This is a genomic window from Shewanella sp. KX20019 (genome assembly GCF_016757755.1).
GTDB lineage: Bacteria > Pseudomonadota > Gammaproteobacteria > Enterobacterales > Shewanellaceae > Shewanella.
On record NZ_CP068437.1, the window covers coordinates 3,934,012 to 3,956,060 of the forward strand.

The window sequence follows — 22,049 nt, forward strand, 5'->3', positions numbered from 1 at the left end:
AGGTCGCCATGAAAAATATGCCTGTTTTAAAAGGTTGCCGACGTTTTAATAACAAACATCCCAAATTAGTGAAATGTTCGCGTTTCAATTAATCGTCACCAATCCCCCTTTATCCATATGTATAAAGGGGTTAATCGATTTCCATGTAAAGAAACCCATCCGACATTAGCGTTTTATTATTAAGAAAGCCCTTGAGTCTGAATGCTGGTTATTTAAGCAAGCCTTCTTTGAAGTGTTAATCAATATGACCAAAGAATCAGATAATTGCAGCTTAAGCTGGCCATATATATGGGCAAAGTTCCTTTGACTTTTCGCCCTAAGCAACTCAAATAGCTTGTAATTCACTCTCGAAGTCGCGAGTTATTATGGTTCGGTCACCGTTTTGCTGAGTAACGGTCAAAAATAACTATCGCCACAGAATTATCTTATGACGATATAGAAACAAAAAAGCGGCCTAAGCCGCTTTTTAACACCATCGACACAATCAACATTTATAAGCCGTTTAAGATCTCATCACTTAAAATGAGTTCATCGTTGCGGTTCACGTTTATCCCTGCTGATATGATACTGCGCGCAATTTCTTTAGCCTGCTCCAATGAATGCATCTCATAAGTGCCGCATTGGTATTCATTAAGCTCAGGGATCTCAGATTGCTCAACGACCGCAAGTACGTCTTGCATGGCAGCCAACCAAGCATCAGCCACAATCGACTCTGTTGGTGTACCGATAAGGCTCATGTAAAAGCCGGTACGACAGCCCATAGGGGAAATATCGATAATCTCGACACTACCACCATTAAGATGATCACGCATAAACCCGGCAAAAAGGTGCTCAAGTGTATGGATCCCCCTTTCACTTAAAATCTCTTTATTTGGCACACAAAAGCGCAGATCAAATACCGTTATTGTATCGCCCTTAGGGGTAGACATTGATTTGGCAACACGAACAGCGGGTGCATTCATTCGAGTATGGTCAACGGTAAAGCTATCTAATAACGGCATAATTAATCTCCAAATTCACTCTTTTTTTACAATTGAGCATGGTGTGGGTTACTGCCTTAATCGACTGTAGGCATCTTCTGATATCAAGTGATACTTACGTACCCCTGCTTCGTAGTCAATATAAGCGTCATAAACTTTTTTCATTAAAGGATCTCGCTGAGATTGATCCGCAATCACTTCTTTAGAAATAATTGCCAGCTTAGCCATCACCTCTTCTGGGTATTGCTTAAGAATAACGCCATGTTCATTCAACAAAGAGTCTAACGCCGCACCATGTCTTGCAGTATATTCATCCAGCATATCTTGGTTAATCGCCTTCGACGCAACTTTTACTATGCTCTGAAGATCTGCTGGTAGCGTTTCAAACGCAGCTTCATTAACCAAAAACTCTAAGGTGCTACCAGGCTCATGCCAACCTGGGTAATAGTAGTACTTAGCCGCTTTATGCAAACCAAACGCTAAATCGTTATAGGGGCCTACCCACTCTGTTGCATCGATAGCCCCGGTTTGCAGCGCGGTATAGAGCTCACGACCTGGTAAGGTCACAGGTACTCCGCCCGCCTTTTTCAACACTTCACCACCTAATCCTGGCAGACGCATCTTTAAACCTTTGAGATCATCAATAGAGTTGATCTCCTTATTAAACCAGCCCCCCATCTGTACGCCGGTATTGCCACCCGCAAGTGGTATTATTCCAAAGGGTTGATACACCTCTTGCCATAACTCCATGCCGCCGCCATAGTGCAGCCAACCATTCATCTCTTGCGCATTAAGTCCAAAAGGAATTGAAGTGAAAAACTGCGCAGCTGGGACTTTTCCCTTCCAGTAATACGCGGCGCTATGTCCCATCTGCACAGTCCCCTGGCTCACGGCATCAAACACTTCAAACGCCGGCATCAACTCCCCAGCGCCATAGACTTTGATGTTAAGCCGCCCATTTGACATCTCTGTTACCAACTCTGCAAAACGTTCTGGCGCCATCCCAAGCCCTGGAAAATTCTTCGGCCAAGACGTTACCAACTTCCACTCAATCGGTTTCACTTCTGTCGTCGCGATCGCAGCTGAAGGGGTTTCCTCATTGCCGCATCCCGTCATCGCAATTACACTCAGTGCAATTGATAACGCTATAAATCGTTTCATCTCACTCTCCTTTGTCATCGTTTCCGTATTTTGTTAACCGTAAATCACGCTGGGTAACCAAGTTATTAAGCTCGGCCAGAGACTTAAAATCAGTAACAGCAGTAGTTGAATCACCACAAAGGGCAATACGCCACGGTAGATATCGCTGCTGCTAATTAAGTCTTTTGTCACCCCACGCAGGTAAAACAGTGCAAATCCGAATGGCGGGGTTAAAAATGAGGTTTGTAAATTCACCGCTATCATTATGCCAAGCCATATCGGGTCTAAGCCCATGGCCAATAATATTGGCGCCACTAACGGCACCACAACAAAAGTTATCTCTATAAAGTCGAGAATAAACCCGAGTAAAAAAATCACCAACATCACCAGCAATGTGGCACCAACAACCCCGCCGGGCATGTTGCTAAATAGCTGCTGAATTAACTCTTCACCACCAAAACCTCGAAACACCAAGGAGAAAATAGACGCGCCGATTAAAATAAGGAACACCATAGATGTGACCTTAACCGTGCTTAACATGACCTCTTTGAGCACCGTAAAACTTAACTGCCTTTTCAAGGCAGCAATAACCAATGCGCCAAAAGCCCCCACGGAAGCCGCTTCAGTCGGCGTGGCAACTCCAAATAGAATCGACCCTAGCACCATAAAGATAAGCACTAATGGTGGCAGCAAGGCGTTTAATATTCGCCAAACAAAATGCAAGTTAAGTTTGCTGACCTCTGCTGGTTTGGGAAAACGTTCTGGTTTGAGTTTGATCAGCAGCAAGGTATAGAGGCAGTACATGGCAAGTAGCAATATACCGGGGATCAAAGCCCCCGCAAACAGGTCGCCAACGGAAACAGATTTTGGACTAAAAATGCCCATCTGCAGCTGCGCTTGCTGGTAAGCGTTGGACAATACATCTCCGAGTAGCACCAGTGCAATCGAGGGAGGGATTATTTGACCTAGTGTGCCGGTGGCGCAGATGGCGCCGGCACTAAACGCAGGGTCATAACCGCGTTTTAACAGCGTAGGCAGAGACATCAGCCCCATCGTCACCACAGTGGCCCCGACAATGCCAGTGCTCGCTGCCAGTAACATACCGACAAAGAAAACGCTAAAAATCAGTCCTCCTCGCAGACGACCAAACAACTCAGCCATACTGGTTAACAACTGCTCTGCAACTTTAGATTTTTCTAGCACCACCCCCATAAATACAAAGAGTGGAACGGCCATTAATATCGAATTATTAATAATACCAAAAAGTCTATTAGGTAGCGCACCGAGTAGTGTCGAGTCGAAAACACCCATTAGCTCGCCAACACCAGCGAACATTAACGCGACGCCAGCCAGTGTTAATGCGACGGGATAACCAAGCATCAACACAATACAAACAACGACGAATAATAGAATCGCCATTATTTAGCCCCTGTTGCAGGGGATAAAAACAGTAACCGACTTAAACGTATTAGCTCAACAATCCCTTGCAGCATCAGGCTCACGGTAAGCGCTAGTAGCAAGGACTTTTGAATATAAACAAAGGCTAATCCTCCGGCTTCTACCGATGTTTCACCATAGCGCCAAGATGCCAATACATAATCAAAACTGGCATAGGTGATATAGAGCGATACAGGGAATAGAAAAAGTAAGCAGCCAAGAAAATCGACCCAATGCTGGCCTCGCACAGAAAAACGACGATAGAAGATATCAACCCGGACATGACCGTCGTGCTTTAAGGTATAACCTGCAGCTAGGGTAAATACAGCGCCATGGAGGTATAGCGCCATCTCTTGAATTGCTGTCGCCCCAGTATTAAAAATATACCTTAATAGAACCACAGCCAGTGTCATCAGCACCATCAATAGGGTAAACCAACTTACCCCGCGACCGATGCTCTCGACCAGTTTTTCGAGTAATTTCATTATTATCAATAAGTAAATTTAAAACGTACTTATTAATAACAAATGCACAACAATAATGATACCTGACTAAAAGTAGTTTGTTTCACATTGCAGTGCCCTAAAATACAAAATCACAGCGTTATGCTGTGATTTTTACACTTTTTTAGCTATTACTAGCCTTTACATTTAGGTGATGCAGGAACCGCAGATTCTAGCGCCCACTCCTCCGGTGTAAATGTATGCATAGAGAGTGCATGTAAGCCTTGAGCGAACTCGTCAGCTAACGCCTCGTTTACCGCGCGGTGACGCCCTATTAGACGTTTGCCGACAAATTCACTACTGCTAATAATCACTTTAAAGTGAGTTTCAGAGTTTGGCGGCACGTGATGGTTATGGCTTTCGTTTATCACTTCGAGATGTGACGGTGAAAGTGCTGCGGTGAGCTTTTCGGTAATGATCTGTTCAACTGACATAACGATGTTCTCAAATGGCATAAATGCGATTGCGGCAGGTTACTGCCATGAGAAGTAAAGGTCAACTATCGCCTGTACTGCGAATAGGCTTAAATTGCTCTATATAACACTCACCCTTAAATCTTCAGATATTCCCTCTAACAACTCTACGACACTTTCGTTGCTTACCTCTTTTGGCAGCAGGACTGTGAGCTTAGAGGTGAACACGGTCTGCCCGATAGTCGATACGTGCACACGATTAAACTCCATATGCTCAATGCCAAGATCTAAGTTAACCAGTACATCGGCTATTTCTCGGGTTAAACCAGGGCGGTCTTTACAATCCACATTAAGGTGAATCACTCTAAGATCACTCTGGAGAGCGGCAATCGACTCATCAAATAAAATAGTGAGTGCGGGGAACTGTCGTTCGAACTGGGCTTTTAATTGCTGTGACATGTCATCTTCGATAGCCACCTTTAACAAAGCTGCAAAATGGTGGTCTACCTTAATCACCTTGCTGGTTATCCATTCACCACCCGCTTGCCGCGTTTCTTGAGCCAGAGCTTTAATCACACCAGGAGTAACGGAGCCTAGCACTGTTGCAATAAATATTTTTTTCATTGAAAACTCCTTGACCGTTGCCATGAGCGAAAACAGTAAGCCGCCCATTTCGCAGTTTAATAGTAGATAGCAGTATTAACTTTATACTTAACAACTATAGAGTAACTAATGAGCGCAGAGTGCGAACTGGCCAACAAAACAGTACAAATTCGACCATAGTCAATGATCACCGATGAAAGTTCGCTATTAGCTTTCTAAAGGTAAAATTAATCCTGCATTGAGTCTCTCGCAATCGTTTCGGTAGTGAATGCTCCCAATGTGCCTGCATGGGCCAATGCATTATCAATAGATCACCACTATTTAACCTCAGTACTATTTTCTGTTTAGTGAGCTTGTGGCGTAAAAAAAAGTCTCGGCTTGCACCTAATGTTACTGAGGCGATATCGCTACCCGCTTCAATCTCTGTCTCATCATCGCTATGCCAGCCCATCGATTCAGTGCCATCTTTGTAGCAGTTAACCAGCACACCGTTGCTCATCAACGAAAAGTCTCGATTCAGCTTGTGCCGCAATTTATCCGCATACTTGGGCCAGGGTAATGCTTCAATAAATAGCCCAGAGTAAAAGTAGTCACAGCCTTTATCTGCAAACCAAACTTGGCTACGAGGAATAGGATGACTTTTGCCATAGACCGTCAACTCAGGCCGACTCATTGGATATTGCATAGCTTCAGTTAATAATGCCTGTCGTTGAGCATCATTAAGGTAGTCCCTTATTAATGTATAAGGGGCTGATGTTTGCTGCGCAGTTACACCGGCCTCGACAAGGCCCTCCTCACTTTTTAGCTTATCTTGATTTGATGATGTTTTATCATCAAAGGTAAAACCCTCTTGTTCCACTTCCCCGATCCTGTCAATCCACGGCTTTAATGCTACAAAGCTATCATTACGTCTAATATATACCTAAGATCATAAATCTGCGATAATACGCGCCCGCATTTATTTGGTACTTATTGGCATATGACGACACAACTTTTAGTATCGGGCATCGAGCTCGAACTCTTCCGTTACCCTAGCAGACAAGAGTCTAATCTGCAGGCGTGGGACGCTGCCGATGAGCACTTAATAAAGCATCTGATTGACACCGAACAAACTGCAGTTAGCACCGCCATTGTCAATGATAGTTTTGGCGCATTAACGGCAGGATTATTATCCATTACTCCTGATTGGCCGCTAACATTAGAAACAGATGCAAAGACCAGTTTATTAGGCACTACCGAGAACCTCGCTCGTAATCAGCTCAATGAAGACAGCCTGACATGGGTTAACAGCCGTGACGAGTTACCCCAAGGCATTAAGCTCGTTCTCATGAAGCTGCCAAAGAATCTTAACTACTTTAGCCACCAGCTAAAGAGATTGTCACAGGTTCTTCCAGCGGGAACACAGGTGCTGATTGGGGCTAAAGCTAAGTCGATTAACAAGTCACTGCTAGAGACCATAAGTCGCAACCTTGGCGAAGCTAGCGCGAGCCTCACTTGGAAAAAGACCCGAGTGATTACCTGTATCGCAGACGGCAAAGCACGCAGCTTACCAACAACCACAAACTGGCCTGTCCCCGAGTGTAAACTCCAGATAAGCAATTTAACTAACGTATTTGCCGCCAGTAAACTCGATATTGGGGCACGGATAATGCTCGACAATATGCCTAAAGGCGATTTTAAATCGATAGTCGATTTAGGCTGCGGCAATGGTATTTTAGGCCTGCACGCTAAACAATGTTTTCCAGAAGCTTATGTCCACTTTATTGATGACTCTGAAATGGCAGCCGCTTCGGCGAAAGACAACTGGGCATTAAATGATTTAGATAACCCTCTTCTTGTTGGCGAGCAAGCCACCTTCTCTTGGGATGATTGTCTAACACATATGAACGAAGGCTTCCGCCCAGATTTAATCTTATGTAATCCGCCCTTCCACCAAGGTGAAGCCATTACCGATCATATTGCGTGGCAGATGTTTTTAGATTCGTTTAGACGCTTAAAGAACGGCGGGATCTTACATGTGGTGGGCAATCGTCATTTGGCTTATCACGTAAAATTACAGCGTATTTTTAAGAACTGCACCACAGTGGCATCTAATGGTAAATTCGTCATATTGCAGGCGCAAAAAATCAGTAAAAAAGCACAAGAACCTGAGCTCGACGCTGATCAAACACCAGACACACCACATCCACAAAGTGCCCTGTATGGTAAGCCTAACGCTTAATCAATACAGCAATAGTACATCCATAGAAGAATAAAAAACGGTGAGCAATTAGCTCACCGTTTTTTGTTGTCTCATTCTCTATGAAGCACCAATCTGCACTATTTCGCTTCCGCAACCGGATCTTCCTGCTCATCACTCTTTGGTGGCTCATTAACTAAGTGCGATTGATTAACTTGAGACTCAGCTGTCGCAGGCGGCGCAAACAGTAGCTTAAAACGTTGTGCTGGGCTGAGATTTGCCGCAAGCGTCTCTTTAAACATATCGCGCCATTCAGTAAAGGTAACAACAAGCGGATTAAAGCTATTGATAGGCTTGGTAATGCCGTACTCAACCGTTTCGACCTCTTTCTCGAAAGTAGCAAACATACGATCCCAGATAATCAAAATACCGGCATAGTTTTTATCGATATATTGCGGATTACGGCCGTGATGCACTCGATGATGCGAAGGTGTATTGATCAGCCACTCCAGGATCCCTAATGACTTTATCGCTTGAGTATGGACAAAAAACTGCAAACCTAAATTGAGTAGCACCACAAATACCACCCAGTTAGGGTCAAAACCAACCACCACTAACGGCAGCCAAAAGAGCCACATTCCAGCTAACGGATACATCAAGCTTTGACGAAATGCTGTACTAAAGTTCATGTTCTCAGAGCTATGATGAGCCACATGAGCAGCCCACATCCAGCGAATTCTATGGCTGGCGCGATGGAACCAGTAATAGCAAAAATCTTGAGCGACCATTAGTGCGATAAATGTGGCGCCATTCATCTCAATATCAAATAAACGCCAACCAAAAAACATCAAATAAAGTTTAGCGATTAACAGTCCTGTCAGAATATCGGTTAATTGATGCATACCTGCCAAGCCAAAATTACACAATACCTCCGGCAAATGGTAACGCGCATTGAGTGGTAATCTGTTTTGCCTATCCCCGACATACCACTCCAATAAAATACAGACGAAAAAAATCGGTGCTAATACCAGTAGCAATACTTCAGGGTGGGAGATCAGTGAATTAAAATCCATCTTATAAATAGTCCTTTGTTATCTGTATTTATTGCTCACTTCACAGAGGAGGTGAAGCAGCCAACTAGCTTACCAACGTGCAAAATGATCTTCAGTTAAGCCCAGCACATTGGTTAACTGATGCTTTTTACCTAAGTTATCGGTTATAACGCCGTTAAAGTGGCCGAGATACTGCCTAAAATTACTTTTAATCAGCCATAAGTTAAGCTTCTCTTGGCGGCAGTTTTGCGGGGTAAAGGTCAGCTCGACTTGACCGTTATCGGAATAGACCCGCCACTGCAGTGGTAAATCCTCAGCTGAGCGCTGCCGGGTAAACTCAAAATGTACTGCGCCAAGCAGATGACGCTCGCCATTAAGCCAAAATGCGTTTTCATTACAACCCGTTTCATTCACACCCGCAGCTAAGTTAAGCCCTAAGCGGCCCTCTTCGGTTAAGCTGTTGATACTTGCCCAACGCCAACTGGTTTCACGGCGCATGAAACCGGCACTAAAGTCATAGCCCGCAGTCACTCTTTGCAGGGGTTGTGGCTCATGGTTAATGATCAACTTGCCTTTAACATTCAATGCATTGTGCTTTTCGGTGTAAGTCCAGCCGCTGTAACCTGTTGGATTACACATTGCCATAGGCAAGCTTAGTGGTTCAGGTTGCAAATTCAGATCAGCCTCTATGCCTAAGGTCGCTAACTTTACCCGCCACGCGCCTTGCTCGATATCAAACTCAACAGTACCTTTAGCGCCACTAATCTTTGCACTGCCCTGCATCGGTGACGCGGACATCTGGTAACCCATTCCCAACGGTTTGAGCCAACTCGTTTCGAGCAATTGGTTTTGTTTAATGTCGTATAGATAGCAAAATGCACTCCCCACATAACGAATATCGGCCAGCGCAACACCAATGACGTAATGAGGCGTCACAATGCTAACAAATTGAAACTGCTTAAAATCAAAGTATTTAGCCCACTTCGAGGCAGGTTTATCCATTTCATTAAAGTAACAGAATTTATCAGTGGCTAAATTATCAACCGGACCATCGAAATGCCCATAAACAGCACAGCCCCTATCATCAATAAGGCTTTTAGGAGCGGTAGAGCTGGTAAGTACGTTAGGCGTCCATGGCACACGATTCGCTGGCATAACTCGTAGATCCGTAAGAGTATATTTGACCTTTTACTCTAACTGGAACTGACACAGGTTAAAAGCTGTTAAAGCACTTTTTGTTATCAGACTGTAAAACAATACGATTCAGCGGCTGCAGAGGATGCAATATGATGTGGTTTAACGTACTGAAAATGATGAGTCTTTGAGTAATCAAATTCATGGCGCCCATATTTAGTGCGCCATGAAAAGCTCAAATTAATTTTTAAAACTGGTAACTTATCCCGAAGTTTAAGTTTTGAGCTGTTAGTGCCTGAATAGGGATATACTGATATTCGATGTTCATGCCAAAGCCTGAATGAAAACGAACTTCCCAACCGACTGCAGTGTATAGGTCTTGGCTGTTGTCACTCTCATGGGTAAATTCGTCATTGCTAAATGGACGTCCTCTTTCATAGCTTAGCTCATTAGCACTTACACCTAACTTGGCGTATAAGCGATTTCTTTCAGAAAGCCTGTATTGACCATAAAGAGTGGCCCTAAAGCCAGAGTACTCAACGTTCTTAATACCGCTAAAAACACTGGTAAATGCCGATCCAAGTCCAGCATCTCCTGAAAAATAACCCGCTTCGATACCAAAGCTATCGTGCCACATATAGCGGTAATAAATATCATAAACAAAGTTATCGCCATCAGATGAGTCATCGTCCTTTACCCCATCAAAATCATTAAAGCCATAGCCAACGCTACCACCAATAACATGATCCCCTTGTGCAGCCATAGCACTGCAACTCAATAACCCCGCGACAACGAATGTTAAAATACGCATATTGATTCCTTTAATACACTTTTAGGAAAGCAGTGCATTCTACTATCCCTTTAATAAATAAACAGTTCAGTTACATAGCTGAGAGATATTACATCAATATTTACAACGTAATCCAGAGAAAAAGCAGTCAAAAACGCTATTAACGCAAATCTCACTTCGACTGTGGAATTCAGATCCTGTTCTGGTATGCTGAAGCCATCTAATTTCTGACAAAACAGTGATAATGAAATCTCTAACTCTAGTGATAGCCGCTGCATTTACCGTTATCGGTTGTGCCAACCAAGCTCCGACTCATATTGCATTGAATCCCGAAGTGCCTAGCATTACCCAGCAGACAAGTGCTGAACTGCCGATCGCAATTGACACTATCGATACCCGCTCAGCCAATTTTATTGTGCGCTTTAATGACGGCGATAATGCAGCACGGTTAGTGAGTCCAAGCGAGGCACCGCGAGTACAAATGGATCAGGTCTTTAGAGAGGGGTTTTCTCAAGCTGGTTATCGCATCGATCCAAGTTCAGTAAAGCATTTGCAGATCCAAATAGAGCAGCTATTAACCGATGTAGATGAGGGCACTTTTGGCTTTGAAGCTAACAGCCAGATCATCATCAATGTTATCGCCCAAAATACCAATCAATCGCTGACTAAACGTTATCGAGCCAAAGGCATGTTAAAAGGTCCGTTTAGTGCAGATTTTGCCACCTTGGAGCTTGAAATGAACAAATTACTCGGCCAACTTACTCGTGACATTATTAACGACCCAGAACTTAACCAGTTCATACAACAATAACCAAGGAAGACTATGAAATCCTGGATGATAAAATGCATTAGCTTTACTGTATTGCTGCTAAGCCCTGTTGCTCATGCTGTCGATATTCAACCAAACACGCTTTACCCCGAAGTTGAGTTCGACACCAGCATGGGAAAGATAGTGGTTGAGCTCGACAGAACCCGCGCGCCACTTACTGTTGATAATTTTCTCACCTACGTTGTAAAAGGTCACTATGACAACACACTCTTTCACCGTGTTATTGCAGACTTTGTGGTACAAGGCGGCGGGCTAGATTTAGAAAAAGAGGAACGCCCTACAGATCAACCTATTGTAAATGAATCTGGTAATGGCTTGTCAAACCTCACAGGCACTATTGCAATGGCACGAGAAAATGAGCCGCATTCAGCCACCAGCCAATTTTACTTTAACGTTGTCGATAATGAGAAATTAGACCCCTCCTCACGCCGCTGGGGCTATGCCGTTTTTGGTGAAGTCACCTCGGGAATGGAAGTATTAGCGGCAATGGCGCTCGTCCCAACTGAGTTTAATCGCAAGCTGGAGTGGCCTGATTTTCCAATCGAAGACATCGTCCTTAAGCAGGCTAGATTATTGCCTAGAAAGTAGCACTTCTCAGCCGCTTTGAATACTTTATAAAATAAATCTGTATTTTAGAGTGAAAAACCTAAAAGTCGTTCTATACTTATATCGCTAAAGTAAAAGGAGGCGGTTCAATGACCCCAAATGAGTTCATTGATGATAAAGCGCCCCAGCTGGCTTTCTATGGAAAAGCGTTTTTAAGTAATCAACTCGATTTCAATGAGATCCAGCTATATCTATGGGACACCCTAGAAGAATGGCAGATGTATGACCATCAGGGTGATGCGCAAACAGATATGGAACGTGTGTTTTGGCACTTACTGCATTCCTTTGACAAATGGCCCTGTTGGGCAATTAGAGGCAATCAGTTCTTGAGGCAGCAAGTCGACGACTGCTGTGACTACCTCAGTATTGGTGGGCAGATCCCTCAAGGATGTGTAGGTATCAGACCTTAGTTTCGATCTTATGCTTTAACTAGAAGTGACACCCCAAGCCCAAACCCTTTCGGTTTGGGCTTTTTAGTGGATTTAATCATTTATTCGTTGTCCCATCATTAAACCCTTGAACCAAAACACACTCGCCCGTAAGCTGTTTCTATCCTTACTTGTTAAGCAAGCATATGCCTTCTGTTTCCAAGACCTCTTATTCTCAGCGCATCAAAGACTCACTCTCAATCTACTGCCATAAACGGGTATTGAGTCTATTACTTTTGGGGTTTTCAGCGGGTTTACCTCTTATGCTGGTGTTCTCAACACTCTCTTTTTGGTTAAGAGAAGCTGGCGTAGATAGAACGGCTATTGGTTACTTCAGTTGGATAGCATTGGTCTATGGTTTCAAATGGGCATGGTCTCCGCTAGTCGATCGAATGTCACTGCCGATATTGACCAAGCTACTTGGTCGGCGCAGGGGCTGGATGATATTCGCCCAACTTATTTTAGTCGCTGCCATTGTAGGGATGAGTCAGAGCGACCCTCTGGTCGATATTGAAAAGTTAGCACTTTTTGCCTTAATGGTCGCCTTTGCATCTGCGACTCAGGACATTGTTATTGATGCATTCAGAATTGAATCGGCATCACAGAAAATGCAAGCAGCATTAGCCGCTGCCTATCAAGTGGGTTACCGCAGCGCGATGATTATCGCCACTGCAGGTGCATTAACCATCGCCGCCTGGATTGAGCCCAATAATGAAACCTACAGCTTAGTGTCTTGGCAAACAGCCTATTTGGCCATGGCTGGCTTGATGTCGATTGGCATCATCACCACACTGTTTAGTGCTGAACCCAAAGTTGAAACTAAAGAGGCGGACGAGAAAGAAGCAGAACTTAAGCAGCAGTTTTCTAGGCGCTATCCAAAGCTCATAGCAGCCACTCTGTCTTGGTTATACACCGCCAGTGTTTTACCCTTTCTCGACTTTTTTAAGCGCTATGGTAAAAGTGCCATCCTAATTCTATTGTTGATATCGACTTATCGAATTTCAGATATCGTGATGGGCGTAATGGCCAATGTATTTTACGTCGACATGGGGTTTTCTAAAGCCGAGATAGCCACATTAAGTAAAGTCTATGGTTTAATCATGACGCTTGTCGGGGCTGGAGCTGGCGGGCTATTAGTGGCTAAGTACGGCACAATGAGAACCCTTTTTCTAGGCGCTTTTTTAGTTGCTACTACCAACCTACTGTTTGCCTATCAAGCTCTCCTTGGCTACAACGTGCCTTTTCTAACACTGGCTATTTCAGTCGATAACTTTAGTGGTGGCGTGGCAACCGCGGCCTTTATCGCTTATCTATCGAGCCTAACCAGCACGGGTTATAGTGCGACTCAATACGCATTGTTGTCATCCATCATGTTGCTATTCCCTAAGTTTGTCGCTGGTTTCTCCGGCGCCTATATCGATGCTTATGACTACGTCAGTTTCTTTATTGGTGCCAGCTTAATTGGCTTCCCTGTATTGGGGCTTATTGTCTTAGTGCAAAAGTACGTCCCCGATAGTCGGAGCACTCCAGCAGACGTCAGCCCCCAACAAAAAGAGCTCAACAGTTGACTGTGAGCTCTCATTAAAACCATCCGCTGTCGACGCTAGCGATTAGCCATTAAAATGGTTAGTCGTGACGGCGACTAATCTCGGAAGTTATTAAACTGGAAAGGCTGCCCAAGATCAGATTCGCGCGCTAGCGCCATTACCGCTTGTAGATCATCACGTTTTTTACCCGTGACACGCACTGAGTCGCCCTGAATAGAGGATTGCACTTTAAGCTTGCTGTCTTTTATCTGTTTAACCAGTTTCTTCGCGATGAGTGTTTCAATACCCTCTTTAAACTTCACCCGTAAAGAGAAAGTTTTACCGCTATGTACCGCTTTATCATCAACATCCATCGACTTAGGATCAACATTACGTTTGCTCAATTGCATCCGCAGAATATCCACCAACTGCTGACATTGAAAATCATCTTCTGCTGATAACGTTACAACATGGTCTTTGTACTCAAAACTGGCTTCTTTGCCGCGAAAATCAAAGCGGCCTTGCAATTCTCGTACAGAATTATCCACAGCGTTACGTAATTCGACTTCATTTACTTCAGACACTATATCCATTGAAGGCATGCGCTTGATCCTTAAAATTTGATTTAACGGTATTTTACCCACGAAAAGCGATGACTTGAAGAGCCAATAAAGATTAAATTGATACCAAGCATAGTTATAGGTGACTTTGTCGGCCTATTTTTTTATGATGAAGACAAATAACTTCAGTGTGCATGATGTGATCAACAGACAAAACATTTTCAAGCTCGCGTTAGCAATGACCTTGATAGTCGTTAGTTATTTGGTTTTTTCTAAACCGAACTATAACATCAACACCATTGCTCATTTTGATAAAATAGGTCATATCGGCAGTTTTTTTGTCCTATCCTATCTGACGTACTTTGCGTTCAAACCAAGATGGTATCTGCTTGCGTGCGTATTAGCCTTCTATGCCGTTTTTATCGAAATAGTCCAATCTCAGCTTTCTTATCGCAGTGCCTCCGTCGCTGATTTCATTGCTGATATGATAGGTATTTTACTGTTTTATATAACGCAGTGGCTCTATAGCAAATACTTTAAGGCAGCTAAGATTATCGACAATAGCACTGGCTAAATAATGCGGCCCACGCCTGATAATTAAACAACATAAGTTACTGATTATGACTTTAGCAAAGGATTCAACTGCAACAAACTCTGCCAGATTAAAACAGATCTCTATTGTGGGCGCCGGCGCTATAGGCCAGCTGATATACCATCAGCTAAGTTCAGCAGCTAATGGGAGTAACGTATCGTTAAACATCATTAGCCGAGACAAGTATTCACGCACACACACACTTACCTTTACCGATCTAAACAATGTCGAGTCTACTCATACAGCAGAGCTTGTTGGCCAAGATGACTATGAGCAACAATTACCTAAGACCGAACTACTCATTGTTTGTGTAAAAGCCTATCAAGTTGCTACAGCCCTGAAAATACTCATCCCAATGCTCAGCAGTAACTGCCACATATTACTGCTACATAATGGCATGGGGCCACACTTAGACGTTGCCAACATGCTCAAAGGACAAAGCCTAACTCTTGGCACTACCTCCCAAGGTGCATTGAAGCAATCTGCATGGCATACGAAACAAACTGGCAAAGGTGTTACTCAGCTAGGCACTTTTAATAGCCAAAGTGCTTTTAATACTCAAAACGCTTTTCCCTCGCAACAGGCTGCGAGTCAGCACAGTGGAGCTGAGCCATTAGTGTTACCTGAATCACTTAAAAATATTCTGTTAGCAGCCATACCACACAGTCAGTGGTGCGCGGATATCTTAACCATGCTATGGCAAAAACTAGCCATTAATGTGGCAATAAATCCGTTGACGGCTATCCACAATTGTCGAAATGGAGAACTAGCAGATGAACAATACCGCGATAGCATCACAGCCGCAGTCACAGAACTGGTTTACGTTGCCAAAGCGGAACATATTTCATTAGCGTTATCTCCATTGTTAGAGCGGGTCTACCAAGTAATAGCGCTCACTGCTGATAATTACTCATCTATGCATCAAGATGTGCAACATCAGCGAACCACCGAAATAGACGCTATTAATGGCTTTGTAGTACAAATAGCAAAACGGCATGGAATTGCGACGCCTCACAACCAGCAACTTGTCGACCACATTGAGCATTTAGAGCTGCAATATCAGCGTTAGTCTCTACGACTAATGACGAGCATACACAGCTCTAGCTCATTTCAAGCAAGATTCTGAATTCAAGCTAAAATTAAGCCATTACAGCCAATTTACAATCAAGTGATTGGAAAGAAAAAGGCGCGTTCGATGCAAAGAGAACAATGGAATTCTAGAACTGGCTTCATTCTAGCCGCAGTAGGCTCAGCTATCGGTTTGGGTAATATTTGGCGCTTCCCCTATATGGCTTATGAAAATGGCGGTGGCGCATTCTTTATCCCTTATCTGTTTGCCATGCTCTCGGCCGGTATTCCCTTTATGATCATGGAATTTAGCCTTGGGCATAAATACCGCGGCGCAGCACCAAAAGTGTTTGCCAAACTAGGGCAAAGCATCGGCTTTAGATTCGAATGGTTAGGTTGGTTCCAGGTCTTTATCGCCGCGGTAATTGCCGTTTATTATGTCGCCATTATTGGCTGGGCGATGTCCTACTTAGTTTTTTCTGTCACTCAAAGCTGGGGCACTGATACCAATAGCTTCTTCTTCGATGAATACCTTGGCTTGGGTGACAACTCCCCCACTAAGCTTGGTGACCTGCAGCTTCACATTGCAATACCGATGACCATTGCTTGGTCAATCACCACCCTTGCGGTTTATTCTGGTGTTAAAGCTGGAATTGAGCGCGCCAGTAAAATCATGATGCCTTTACTCTTTATCATGGTGTTACTGCTAATCGGTAGGATCATCATGTTACCGGGCGCATTAGAAGGGCTAAACTACCTGTTTAGGCCGGACTTTAGTAAAATTCTCGACGCTAAAGTATGGTCAGCAGCCTACGGACAAATATTTTTCACCTTAAGCGTCGGCTTTGCCATCATGCTCGCCTATTCCAGTTACTTGCCTGAAAAGTCCGACATTAACAACAATGCCTTTATGACGGTATTGATTAATTGCGGCTTTTCCATTCTCGGCGGGATCATGATTTTTGCGGTATTGGGCTATATGGCGGCCGAACAATCGAAACCGATCACCGAAGTGGTCTCATCGGGGGTGGGATTGGCTTTTGTCACCATTCCTGCAGCAATTAACTTGTTGCCAATCCCCTATATTCTTGGGCCCTTGTTCTTTCTTGCCTTAGTGGTCGCGGGGATTAGCTCGCACATATCGATTATTGAAGCGGTAGTATCTGCAGTGATTGATAAAGTCACTATTTCAAGAAAAAAAGCGGCGTTATTGGTGTGTGGACTAGGTTATGTCACTTCACTCGCCTTCTCGACTAATGGCGGCTTACTGCTACTGGATCTGGTGGACTACTTCATCAATAACGTGGCACTCCTTAGCAGTTGTTTGATTGAACTACTGATCATGGGCTGGCTGTTTAAACTGGCAGATGTAAGAGAGTACGTTAACCGCTGTAGCGAGTTTAGTATCGGCAAATGGCTTATCGTCTGCTTACGCTTCGTAAGCCCGATTATGTTGGCGGGTATTTTGGTCAAAAATCTAATCAATACCATTCAAAATGGCTACGGCGACTATCCAATTGCTGATCAGCTATTTCTTGGCTGGGGACTTATCGCACTAATGCTTTTCTGTGCCATATTTATCGGCCTAGTTTCAAACCAACATCTACCGCAGGAGCGTAAACCATGAGTACTGGAGCTATTGTAATGATGGTATTGTCGTTAATCATCACTTGGGGCGGCGCAGCAATCTGTATTGCTATTGCAATGAAAGCATCACGGAAGCAATAAGTGCATCCTAAAATGACTTGTACTTAGCAGCCTCAATCCTTAAACTCTGTAGCAATTAAAACTGTTGCTAAGCCATTGATGAGTAAGCCTACAACTTCACTTAAAAAGTATTCGCTGCCCCCTAAGTTTGCGCCATCGATTAGTATCCGCACCAGTATCTGGCTGTACCTTGCCGCCATATCACTAACACTTTTCAGCGTGCTATTTCTCGATAGAAATATTGCCAGTTGGATGCATGAATACAGTCACGCCAGTTTTATCTTTAAGCCCTTGAGCCAGATGCCGCTACTGTTTGAAATATTATCCGTGCTGGTATTGATCTGCTGCGTCACCCAGAAAGGCCGCCAAAGGTTTGCTTCGTTAGCACTTACTTTAGCCATAACCTTAATCATTGCCAGTGCCGTTCGCCTGAGTGCTAAGTTTATCTTTGGCCGTACTTGGCCAGAAACTTGGATCCATACAGCAACGGGTAGTAACCCTTCTTGGATAACCGACAGCGTAGAGGGCTTCCACCCATTTGCCCAAGGTCTGGCGTACAACTCCTTCCCCTCAGGGCACGCGCTGTTTACTTTCGCCTTGGTGAGTGTATTTTGGTGGCGTTTTCCTGGTTTAAAAGTGATTTGGGCCATTGCTATGCTCGGTGCTATTGCGGGCCAGATTGGACAGAACTACCACTTTCTAGGCGATCTGCTGGCAGGAGCCACTTTCGGAGTACTAACGGCTCATATGTCGATTAACATAAGCCGCTATCTATTGTCGCGATTCAAGCCTGCTCGCTAAGGCCTATATTTGACGTATGACTGTAAGTTAGCTCAAGCAAAACTCTAATGACTGAAACATTGAGGCAAGCTACTAGCCCCACATAACTAAAATCGCCGCAATGGCAATCATCACTAGTGCGGCCATATCTTTTATTTTAACCTTTTCTTTTAGCCAAAATGCCGCAATGAGTAGCGTAAAGAAAACCTCAATTTGCCCTAGCGTTTTAACGTAAGGCACCGTTTGCAAAGACATAGCGCTAAACCAACCAATAGAGCCTAGGCAACTGGTCAGGCTGGTGAGTAACGTCAGCTTCGGCCGTTTGAATAAGCTATCAATCGTGCTTCTATCTGCCACATAGGCATATATCACCAACACCGATGTTTGAATGGCAATAATAAACAACAAAACCCACGCCGCTCGATGAGGAAAGGGTAAATCTAAACTAAGACTGGCAGCACGCACCCACAATGAAGTCAGCGCAAATGCGCCACCACAAGCAAGCCCGAGCATAACGGTGGCAACTGATATCTGTGTTAACTTTTTACCACTGCTCATAATGAAAACAGCGACGCCACCGAGCAAGACTCCCAACCAACCTAGCCATGACAGATAAGTGCCAAAGAAAACCACGCCCAAAATAGCAGCCATCAATGCTTCACTCTTAGCTAGACCAGCACCGACGGCAAAGTTTCGCATTTTGAACAGCTTAACCATCAACACAGTTGCAAGGATCTGCATTGCTGCGGCCGCGAGCACATAGAGGCTGAATTTAGGAGTAATGAAAGGCAAGCCCACTGGCTGCCAATAATATAAGCCGCCTAAATAGATGAGTGCGATGGGCGTCGCCCATAAAAAGCGCGCCAAAGTCACCGCTGCGGTATTAACCTCTTTACTGAGTTGGCTTTGGAATGCGTTGCGCCAAGCCTGCATGGCAGCCGCTAGAAAAGTAAATAGAATCCATGCCATTGGGTATTGCACCTAAAGTCGTCGAACATCAAAGCCAAGTAGCTGCATATTATGCCTGCAGATGGCGGAATTATCTCTGCGAACCACAGATAGTGAATATTTGTGGTGATGATATAGCAGTGGGAGGATAATAATGCTTGAGCATTTTGTAGCTCGCCTTTGGACATAAACGAGCAACTGAATGGCCGTTGATAGTTCCAACAACAATGACATTTCCTACGTCCGTGTAGGTCAGATTCACGAGGTAGAGCAATGCAGGGAGCAATTGCCGAGTGAACCTTCTGGGCTGGATCCCAGTGCCTTTAAGTCTAAAATAGGCCATATTGAAATTGCAGAGCATGCGCCCTGTGTCTTAGCAAGCCGCCACAAGTACGTCCATGTAGGCTCTGCTAAATCATCCGTGATTTAGAAGCTTTCACGCCCCACAGCACATGCTCTGCCAGCAAGTTCAATGTAGCGTCTGACACGTTTTTGGACAGAAATGTACTAGATAATTTGCTCTAATGCGGGTGACTCAGATGAGAAAAAGTATCTTAGTTTTATTCGAAAGCCCTAATTCGCTTCGACCCCTTTATCAATTGGTTGAATTCGGCCTATTTGTTCTTCAAACTTTATGGTTTTTAGCTAAAACCATTTCTATAAATAAAGCCAAATACATGCTCGAGTATTTTCTTTTGTATTGCGTTGCGATCTACACCTTCTCGATCTTTACACAAAGATACGCCTTTTACTTCCCGGTCAGAGTCGCATTCGTCGATATACACAAAATGACCTGCGCCTTGCTCAATACCTACTAAATTCGCACCTTGAATATGGTCTGCATAATATTTGGAATGTGCGGTGTACGGCAGAAAATCATTTTCTACAGAGCCCAGAACCAGAGCAGGAACCTTTATGCTCTCTAGGCTATTTTCGCTAACCGCATGGCCTAGGGCCGGATCTAAAGCAATAACTGCAGCAACTCGATCGTCTCGCATTTGCTCTGCTAGCAAGCCTATTTTCTTTACCATTTCGTCACTCATTGGCTTACGCTTTCTATGCTGGCCATAATCGCAGCCTTTATCATCTTTTGCCATTTCTGTCGCGCAATAGACTTCCGATTTACCCGCTTCTAAATTCGCTCCCGCCATTGCTAAAGACGTAAACCCGCCTGAAGAATGTCCAAGCATTATTACCTTGTCCGTTTTAAGCGAGGTATTAAAGAGCTTCTCTTCAGATAAACTATCGATCGCAAAGCTTATATCTTGTGGGCGCTGCCAGAACCGCATAGCCGAACTAGGATCGATGTTTTCAGACCCATAAACCCATGACTCACCAAAATGAGCTACCCCCGCAACAACCCAACCTTGCGAGGCTAATGCATAGCCCAGCCAGTTCATTTCACGAGGAGAGCCAAAGGCGCCGTGAGAGATAATCGCAACCCGGTGGCTGCTTTGCTTCGGTGATAAGCAAATCGTCGCTTCACAGGATTCTGAACCACTTTGATACCAAAACTTGATTTTAACCGGTCGATTCACTTGCTGATTAAAAAAATCTACTTCTGTTGTCTTCAGTTCCATTGCACCGCTAGAGAAGGCTTGAGCACTGCCAAAAAGAGTAAGCAACATAAGGCCAAAACTGTAAAGTTTAGTTATTTTTAGGTCCATAGTTCTCTCTATTTATTTTTCATTAAACATTCTATGCTGCAAATATACATACATTAATAAGATTGAGCTGTGCAGAAAGTGCGCTTTGTGAAAAAACATCAATTCAGGCAGAATTTTAAGCTTTCTCTTCTACGGCAAAGTCTTTAATTGCGAAACCTTCTACTGCAAAATATAACTCCGTTTTAAGTGCTTCAGGCTCGGTTTCCATAGGGTTATTCAGATATAGCTGCACAATTTGTTGGTCTTTAAGCTTGATGCTATTAGGTAGGACCCATTGTGCATAAACCTGGGAAATAGTTTGCCACATGCAATTGTGTGGACCTGTATGCGTGAAACAGGCCCATCGACCGGCCCGCCATTTAAAAGCTACCAGTTTTTCATGGTGAGCGGACAGACCTTCAATAAAGCCAGCAAAAAAACGGCTTTCAGTTTGCTCTCCCGTCCACGGGTTATCAACAGAAACGCCAATAGGCTGTAACCCCCCATAACTTAATGGCTCGGCCATAGCGGCTAGACGGCCGTATAACTCTCCAGCCACCGCGGAAAAAGATTGCTCATTAAAACCTTTACCATAGAAGCCGTACGCTTTTTGCTCAGGTAACGTTTTCCAAACAGGTTCCAATTTTTGGTTAATTAGTAATTTTCTAGGTTTCAGGCTGCCAGCACGATCGTTGAACGGTAAATTACCTTGGACTACGTCGCTTGGCGTAACAGAAAAGTTCTTTTTAAACGCCCTAGAAAAAGATGAAGGGGAATCGTAGCCGACGCTAAGAGCGACATCGATAATATTGTGGTTTCCCTGTTTAATTAAGTGCAGTGCCTTTTCCAGTTTATGCCGCTGAATAAACTCACCCAACTGGTAACCCGTCGCTGCAAAAAATATGCGGTTAAAATGGTACTTAGAAAAACCTGTATAACTTGCCAGATCGTCCAAGCTGATTGTCCGGTCGCTATGGTCATAAATATACTGCCCGACCTGGCTAATGATTTTTGCGTTATTGTTGTTTAAGGTATCTACCACGATTTTTTATCTAACTTCCACAATGTATATATCCGCCTGCCATATTACTAGCCAGGGTGACCGCATGAGTGTTTGCTTTTTGCTCA

General features: G+C 44.1%; 24 protein-coding genes. 10 read left to right on the plus strand and 14 right to left on the minus strand.

What is annotated here, in order from left to right; genetic code table 11:
* Positions 1 to 491: 491 nt before the first annotated feature.
* From luxS to JK628_RS17010, 7 genes are all read right to left on the minus strand, one after another.
* Positions 492 to 1,001, minus strand: coding sequence for an S-ribosylhomocysteine lyase (gene luxS, locus JK628_RS16980; RefSeq protein WP_202286142.1), 510 nt, complete (start codon positions 999 to 1,001; stop codon positions 492 to 494).
* 48 nt (positions 1,002 to 1,049) lie between these two features.
* Positions 1,050 to 2,096: a TRAP transporter substrate-binding protein gene (locus JK628_RS16985; RefSeq protein ID WP_443020015.1), complete on the minus strand. Its 1,047-nt coding sequence runs from the start codon at positions 2,094 to 2,096 to the stop codon at positions 1,050 to 1,052.
* A gap of 78 nt (positions 2,097 to 2,174) precedes the next feature.
* Complete coding sequence (locus tag JK628_RS16990; protein ID WP_202286144.1) at positions 2,175 to 3,539, minus strand: TRAP transporter large permease; 1,365 nt, start codon at positions 3,537 to 3,539, stop codon at positions 2,175 to 2,177.
* Positions 3,539 to 4,042 carry a TRAP transporter small permease subunit gene (locus JK628_RS16995; RefSeq protein ID WP_202286145.1) on the minus strand — a complete coding sequence of 168 codons (504 nt, stop codon included), beginning with the start codon at positions 4,040 to 4,042 and terminating at the stop codon, positions 3,539 to 3,541. The genes JK628_RS16990 and JK628_RS16995 overlap by 1 nt, the downstream gene beginning before the upstream one ends.
* A 152-nt stretch (positions 4,043 to 4,194) precedes the next feature.
* On the minus strand, positions 4,195 to 4,494 hold the full coding sequence (locus tag JK628_RS17000) for a BolA family protein (RefSeq protein ID WP_202286146.1): 300 nt from the start codon (positions 4,492 to 4,494) through the stop codon (positions 4,195 to 4,197).
* A 99-nt stretch (positions 4,495 to 4,593) separates the two neighbouring features.
* Positions 4,594 to 5,097, minus strand: a complete 504-nt coding sequence (locus JK628_RS17005; protein ID WP_202286147.1) for an ACT domain-containing protein — start codon at positions 5,095 to 5,097, stop codon at positions 4,594 to 4,596.
* A gap of 166 nt (positions 5,098 to 5,263) precedes the next feature.
* Entirely contained in the window at positions 5,264 to 5,935 is a 672-nt protein-coding gene (locus JK628_RS17010) for an alpha-ketoglutarate-dependent dioxygenase AlkB family protein (protein ID WP_202286148.1), read from the minus strand.
* A 120-nt stretch (positions 5,936 to 6,055) separates the two neighbouring features.
* On the opposite strand from JK628_RS17010, the gene JK628_RS17015 reads away from it, so the two are divergent.
* Positions 6,056 to 7,297, plus strand: coding sequence for a methyltransferase (locus tag JK628_RS17015; protein ID WP_202286149.1), 1,242 nt, complete (start codon positions 6,056 to 6,058; stop codon positions 7,295 to 7,297).
* Positions 7,298 to 7,395: 98 nt separating this feature from the next.
* On the opposite strand, the gene JK628_RS17020 is transcribed toward JK628_RS17015, so the two are convergent.
* From JK628_RS17020 to JK628_RS17030, 3 genes are all read right to left on the minus strand, one after another.
* Positions 7,396 to 8,328: a sterol desaturase family protein gene (locus tag JK628_RS17020; protein WP_237524041.1), complete on the minus strand. Its 933-nt coding sequence runs from the start codon at positions 8,326 to 8,328 to the stop codon at positions 7,396 to 7,398.
* Between the two features lie 69 nt (positions 8,329 to 8,397).
* Positions 8,398 to 9,462: a DUF2804 domain-containing protein gene (locus JK628_RS17025; protein ID WP_202286150.1), complete on the minus strand. Its 1,065-nt coding sequence runs from the start codon at positions 9,460 to 9,462 to the stop codon at positions 8,398 to 8,400.
* A gap of 226 nt (positions 9,463 to 9,688) precedes the next feature.
* A complete protein-coding gene (locus JK628_RS17030) occupies positions 9,689 to 10,252 on the minus strand; it encodes a porin family protein (RefSeq protein WP_202286151.1) in 564 nt (187 codons plus the stop codon).
* Positions 10,253 to 10,475: 223 nt separating this feature from the next.
* Here JK628_RS17030 and JK628_RS17035 point away from each other — a divergent pair, with 223 nt between their 5' ends.
* From JK628_RS17035 to JK628_RS17050, 4 genes are all read left to right on the plus strand, one after another.
* Positions 10,476 to 11,042 carry a YajG family lipoprotein gene (locus JK628_RS17035; protein WP_202286152.1) on the plus strand — a complete coding sequence of 189 codons (567 nt, stop codon included), beginning with the start codon at positions 10,476 to 10,478 and terminating at the stop codon, positions 11,040 to 11,042.
* 24 nt (positions 11,043 to 11,066) lie between these two features.
* Positions 11,067 to 11,648 (plus strand): peptidylprolyl isomerase, encoded by a 582-nt coding sequence (locus JK628_RS17040; protein WP_202289858.1) that lies wholly within the window; start codon positions 11,067 to 11,069, stop codon positions 11,646 to 11,648.
* 107 nt (positions 11,649 to 11,755) lie between these two features.
* Complete coding sequence (locus tag JK628_RS17045; protein WP_202286153.1) at positions 11,756 to 12,076, plus strand: hypothetical protein; 321 nt, start codon at positions 11,756 to 11,758, stop codon at positions 12,074 to 12,076.
* Positions 12,077 to 12,240: 164 nt separating this feature from the next.
* Positions 12,241 to 13,662 carry an AmpG family muropeptide MFS transporter gene (locus JK628_RS17050; protein WP_202286154.1) on the plus strand — a complete coding sequence of 474 codons (1,422 nt, stop codon included), beginning with the start codon at positions 12,241 to 12,243 and terminating at the stop codon, positions 13,660 to 13,662.
* A gap of 74 nt (positions 13,663 to 13,736) precedes the next feature.
* Here the strand turns inward: JK628_RS17050 and JK628_RS17055 are convergent, their stop codons facing one another.
* Positions 13,737 to 14,222, minus strand: a complete 486-nt coding sequence (locus JK628_RS17055; protein ID WP_202286155.1) for a YajQ family cyclic di-GMP-binding protein — start codon at positions 14,220 to 14,222, stop codon at positions 13,737 to 13,739.
* 157 nt (positions 14,223 to 14,379) lie between these two features.
* Between JK628_RS17055 and JK628_RS17060 the strand changes: the two genes are divergently transcribed.
* From JK628_RS17060 to JK628_RS17080, 5 genes are all read left to right on the plus strand, one after another.
* The gene (locus tag JK628_RS17060) at positions 14,380 to 14,754 is read left to right on the plus strand and encodes a VanZ family protein (RefSeq protein ID WP_202289859.1); all 375 of its coding nucleotides are present in this window, start codon (positions 14,380 to 14,382) and stop codon (positions 14,752 to 14,754) included.
* A 46-nt stretch (positions 14,755 to 14,800) separates the two neighbouring features.
* Complete coding sequence (locus JK628_RS17065; RefSeq protein WP_202286156.1) at positions 14,801 to 15,841, plus strand: ketopantoate reductase family protein; 1,041 nt, start codon at positions 14,801 to 14,803, stop codon at positions 15,839 to 15,841.
* A 126-nt stretch (positions 15,842 to 15,967) separates the two neighbouring features.
* Positions 15,968 to 17,467: a sodium-dependent transporter gene (locus JK628_RS17070; RefSeq protein WP_202286157.1), complete on the plus strand. Its 1,500-nt coding sequence runs from the start codon at positions 15,968 to 15,970 to the stop codon at positions 17,465 to 17,467.
* The gene (locus JK628_RS17075; protein ID WP_202286158.1) at positions 17,464 to 17,568 is read left to right on the plus strand and encodes a methionine/alanine import family NSS transporter small subunit; all 105 of its coding nucleotides are present in this window, start codon (positions 17,464 to 17,466) and stop codon (positions 17,566 to 17,568) included. Before JK628_RS17070 ends, JK628_RS17075 begins: the two co-directional genes overlap by 4 nt.
* Before the next feature lie 78 nt (positions 17,569 to 17,646).
* Positions 17,647 to 18,348, plus strand: coding sequence for a phosphatase PAP2 family protein (locus tag JK628_RS17080; RefSeq protein ID WP_202286159.1), 702 nt, complete (start codon positions 17,647 to 17,649; stop codon positions 18,346 to 18,348).
* Between the two features lie 72 nt (positions 18,349 to 18,420).
* Here JK628_RS17080 and JK628_RS17085 read toward each other — a convergent pair whose 3' ends face one another.
* The 3 genes from JK628_RS17085 to JK628_RS17095 all read right to left on the minus strand — a co-directional run bounded on the left by JK628_RS17085 (position 18,421) and on the right by JK628_RS17095 (position 21,963).
* On the minus strand, positions 18,421 to 19,296 hold the full coding sequence (locus tag JK628_RS17085) for a DMT family transporter (protein ID WP_202286160.1): 876 nt from the start codon (positions 19,294 to 19,296) through the stop codon (positions 18,421 to 18,423).
* 620 nt (positions 19,297 to 19,916) lie between these two features.
* Positions 19,917 to 20,942 carry an alpha/beta hydrolase family protein gene (locus tag JK628_RS17090; protein WP_237524042.1) on the minus strand — a complete coding sequence of 342 codons (1,026 nt, stop codon included), beginning with the start codon at positions 20,940 to 20,942 and terminating at the stop codon, positions 19,917 to 19,919.
* Positions 20,943 to 21,057: 115 nt separating this feature from the next.
* Positions 21,058 to 21,963, minus strand: a complete 906-nt coding sequence (locus JK628_RS17095; protein WP_202286161.1) for a helix-turn-helix domain-containing protein — start codon at positions 21,961 to 21,963, stop codon at positions 21,058 to 21,060.
* Positions 21,964 to 22,049 lie beyond the last annotated feature (86 nt).